The organism is Roseisolibacter sp. H3M3-2 (genome assembly GCF_029211165.1).
Classification (GTDB): Bacteria; Gemmatimonadota; Gemmatimonadetes; order Gemmatimonadales; family Gemmatimonadaceae; genus Roseisolibacter.
Window position 1 is genome coordinate 1 of record NZ_JARGEK010000424.1, and the last position, 3,756, is coordinate 3,756.

A 3,756-nucleotide genomic window follows, 5' to 3' on the forward strand; every position below is an offset into this window, starting at 1 on the left:
GCCCGAGGCGGTGCGCGCCGCCGCCGGCGCGACGCGCTGCGAGATCCACCGCGTCGACGCCTCGGGCGCGCTGGTGGGCGTGGCGCGCGCGGAGGTCGAGGCGCCGCGCGACGCGCCCAGCACCGCGCCCCCCGACGCGCGCGCGCCCTTCCACCCCGACCCCGAGCGGCTGCTGGCGTGGGCCGCCGAGACCGGGCGCAGCGTGGTCGAGCTGGACGGCGGCAGCGCGCGCTACGCCCCGGCCGACGACCCCGCGCGCGCGTCGACCGCGGTGCGGTGGGCGATGGAGGCGGACGGCCCGCCGCCGCGCGCGCTCCCGCGCCCGCTGCCGGTGCGCGACCGGGTGGCGGGGGTGCTGCACCGCGTCGGGGCGCCCGCGCCGCTGCTGCAGGAGATCGCGCGCGTGCTGGCGGCGCTGCTGCAGTACGCGGCGCTCGGCGTCGAGCGGCTGCGCCTCGTCGAGGAGGCCGAGCGCGCGGAGGGGGAGCGGCGCGTGGAGGCGCTGCGCGGCGCGCTGCTGACGGCGGTCTCGCACGACCTGCGCACGCCGCTGACGACGATCAAGGGGATCGCGCACGAGATCGCGCGCGGCGGCGACCCGTCGCGCGCCGCGGTGGTGGAGGCGGAGGCCGACCGCATGGATGCGCTGGTGGGCGACCTGCTCGACCTGTCGCGGCTGCAGGCGGGGGCGCTGCCGCTCGACGTCCGCATCGACACGGCGGACGAGCTGGTCGGCGCGGCGCTGCAGCGCGCGGCGGGGCCGCTGGCCGGGCGCGAGGTGCGCATCGACCTCCCCGACGAGCTGCTGGCGGCGCGCTTCGACCTCGCGCACACGGTGCGCGCGCTGGTGAACCTCCTGGAGAACGCCGCCAAGTACGCGCCCCCGGCGTCGCCGGTGACGGTGCGCGCGGCGCGCGCCGGCGGCGTGGTGCGGGTGGCGGTGATCGACGCGGGGCCGGGCGTCCCCGCCGCCGAACGCGCGCGGATCTTCGAGGCGTTCTACCGCCCGCCGGGGACGCCCCCCGACGTGCGCGGCACGGGGCTCGGCCTGTCGATTGCGCGCGGGATCGCCGAGGCGCAGGGGGGCGCGCTGCGCTACGAGGCGTCGGCCGAGGGGGGCGCGGCGTTCGTGCTCGAGCTGCCGGCCGCGGAGTGGCGGGATCCCCCCGCGCCGGATACGATGCCCCTCGCGGACGCACCGGGCGCAGCCGCGCCCGCGCCGCCCACCGACTGAGGAGAGGATCGTCCCCCATGGATCAGAAGGTCGTCGAGGCGGCGCGCGCCGCCTTCAAGGTCGAGGGCGCCCGCGTCGCGCTCGGCGCGTGCGTGCACGGCGGCGAGGCGCACCCCGAGCCCACCGTCGGCATCCCGCTGGCCATGATGAACCGCCACGGCCTGATCGCCGGCGCCACCGGCACGGGGAAGACGAAGACGCTGCAGCTGGTCGCCGAGCAGCTCTCGGCGGCCGGCGTGCCGGTGTTCCTGGCCGACGTGAAGGGGGACATGTCGGGCGTCGGCGCGCCGGGCGAGCCGGGGGCGCGCGTGACGCAGCGCGCGACCGAGACCGGCTACCGGTGGACGCCCACCGCCTTCCCGGTCGAGTTCCTGAGCCTCACCGGCGCGTACGGCGCGCAGCTTCGCGCGACGGTGTCGAGCTTCGGCCCGCTGCTCCTCGCCAAGGTGCTCGGCCTCAACGAGACGCAGAGCAGCGTGCTCGCGCTCGTGTTCAAGTACTGCGACGACAAGGGGCTGCTGCTGCTCGACCTGTCGGACCTGCGCGCCGTGCTGCAGTACCTGACGGGCGACGGCGCCGCCGAGCTGGCGGCGTACGGCGGGATGAGCAAGCAGACGGTCGGCGTGCTGCTGCGCGAGCTGGTGGAGCTGGAGCAGCAGGGCGCGGACAAGTTCTTCGGCGAGCCCGAGTTCGACCTCGGGGACCTGCTGCAGACGGAGCGCGACGGGCGCGGGCTGATCTCGGTGCTGGAGCTCAAGGACACGCAGGACCGGCCGGCGCTGTTCTCGACGTTCATGATGTGGATGCTCGCCACGCTCTACAACGAGCTGCCGGAGGCGGGGGACCTCGACAAGCCGAAGCTGGTCTTCTTCTTCGACGAGGCGCACCTGCTGTTCGAGGGGGCGAGCAAGGACTTCAAGGAGCAGATCGAGCGCGTCGTGCGCCTCGTGCGCTCGAAGGGCGTCGGCGTGTTCTTCGTGACGCAGAGCCCGAAGGACATCCCGGCCGACATCCTCGGGCAGCTCGGCAACCGCGTGCAGCACGCGCTGCGCGCGTTCACGCCCGACGACGAGAAGGCGCTGCGGGCCGCCGCGCGCACCTTCCCCAAGACGGCGTTCTACGACGTCGAGGAGACGCTGACGACGCTCGGCATCGGCGAGGCGCTGGTGACGGTGCTCTCGCCGACCGGCGCGCCGACGCCGCCGTTCGCCACGCGCATGGTGCCGCCGTCGTCGCGCATGGGCCCCCTCACCGACGACGAGATGCGGCAGCGCCTCGCGGCGTCGAAGCAGGTGCAGGAGTACGCGCAGGCGGTGGACCGGGTGAGCGCGCGCGAGATGCTCACCGAGCGCGCCGAGTCGGCCGCGCGCGCGGTGGCGGCGCAGGAGGAGGCGGAGGCGGCCGACGACGCGGCGGCCGTGCCGGCGCGCCCGCCGGCGCCGCGCGGGCGCGCGCCGAAGGCGGAGAAGTCGACGCTGGAGCAGATCTTCAACTCGCCGGTCACGCGCACCGTCGCCGGGGCGATCACGCGCGGGATCATGGGCGCGCTCCTCGGCACCCCGGCGCGGCGGCGCCGGCGCTGAGGCGCCGGGCCGGCGACCGCCTGAAGCTCGGGCGCCGCGTCCGCGCGACGGCGGCGCGGCACCCGCGCTGGCTGGAGTGGCTGACGCGCATCGGCTACGTCGCCAAGGGCGTCGTCTACCTCCTGGTCGGCGGCACGGGGCTGTTCGTCGCGGTCGGGCTCACCGAGCGCGCGCGCGGCTCGTCCGACGTGATCCGCCTGCTCGCGGGGCTGCCGATGGGGCGCCTGCTCATCGGCGCGCTCACGGTGGGGCTGGTCGGCTACTCCGTGCTGTCGTTCGTCGCGGCGCTGCGCGCGCCCGAGGCGGAGCGCGGGTGGCGCGGCGCGGTGGCGCGCGTCGCCGACGCGGTGGTGGGGCTCGTGTACGCGGGGCTCGCGGCGCTCGCCGTGCGCCTGCTCGCCGACGGGCTCGCCGACGCGGCGGCGGCCAGCGAGCTGTGGGCCGCGCGGCTGCTCGCGCTCCCGGCGGGGCGCCCGCTGCTCGGCGCCGCGGGGCTCGCGGTCGTGGGCGTCGGCGGCTACCTCGCCTGGCGGTCGGGCGCGCGCCCGCTGAGCGGCGACCTCGAACGGCGGCGCGTCTCCAAGGGCGTCGTGCGCGTGATCGTGCGGCTGGCGCGCGTCGGGCTGGCGGCGCGCGCGGTGCTGTTCGTGCTGTGCGGCGGGCTGCTCGTGCGCGCCGCGTGGACCGGCGAGCCGCGCCGCGTCAACGGCCTCGGCGACGCGCTCGACACGCTGGCCGACGCGCCGGCGGGGCCGTTCGTCGTGGGCGTGGTCGCGGCGGGGTGCGTGGCGTACGGCGGCTACCAGTTCGCCAAGGCGCGCTGGCGGCGCGTGCGCCTGGAGCCCGAGCCGACGCCCGGGCCTCGCTGACGCGCGCGCCGTCGCGCCGGGCGCGGTGGCGCCGCCGACCAACCCGTGCGGCGCGGGCGGGGGGCGGGCC

General features: G+C 77.5%; 3 protein-coding genes. All 3 read left to right on the forward strand.

Annotated elements, in window-relative coordinates:
• The coding region (locus PYV61_RS22310; RefSeq protein ID WP_275835826.1) for an ATP-binding protein at positions 1–1,234 on the forward strand (1,234 nt) is incomplete at its 5' end.
• Positions 1,235–1,251: 17 nt separating this feature from the next.
• Complete coding sequence (locus PYV61_RS22315; protein ID WP_275835828.1) at positions 1,252–2,817, forward strand: helicase HerA-like domain-containing protein; 1,566 nt, start codon at positions 1,252–1,254, stop codon at positions 2,815–2,817.
• A gap of 89 nt (positions 2,818–2,906) precedes the next feature.
• Positions 2,907–3,686 carry a DUF1206 domain-containing protein gene (locus PYV61_RS22320; RefSeq protein WP_275835830.1) on the forward strand — a complete coding sequence of 260 codons (780 nt, stop codon included), beginning with the start codon at positions 2,907–2,909 and terminating at the stop codon, positions 3,684–3,686.
• The last annotated feature ends 70 nt before the right edge of the window (positions 3,687–3,756 follow it).

Bases quoted from the DNA above. Each gene is read 5' to 3' on its own strand.
- PYV61_RS22315 (WP_275835828.1), top strand. From the start codon at position 1,252: ATGGATCAGAAGGTCGTCGAGGCGGCGCGCGCCGCCTTCAAGGTCGAG.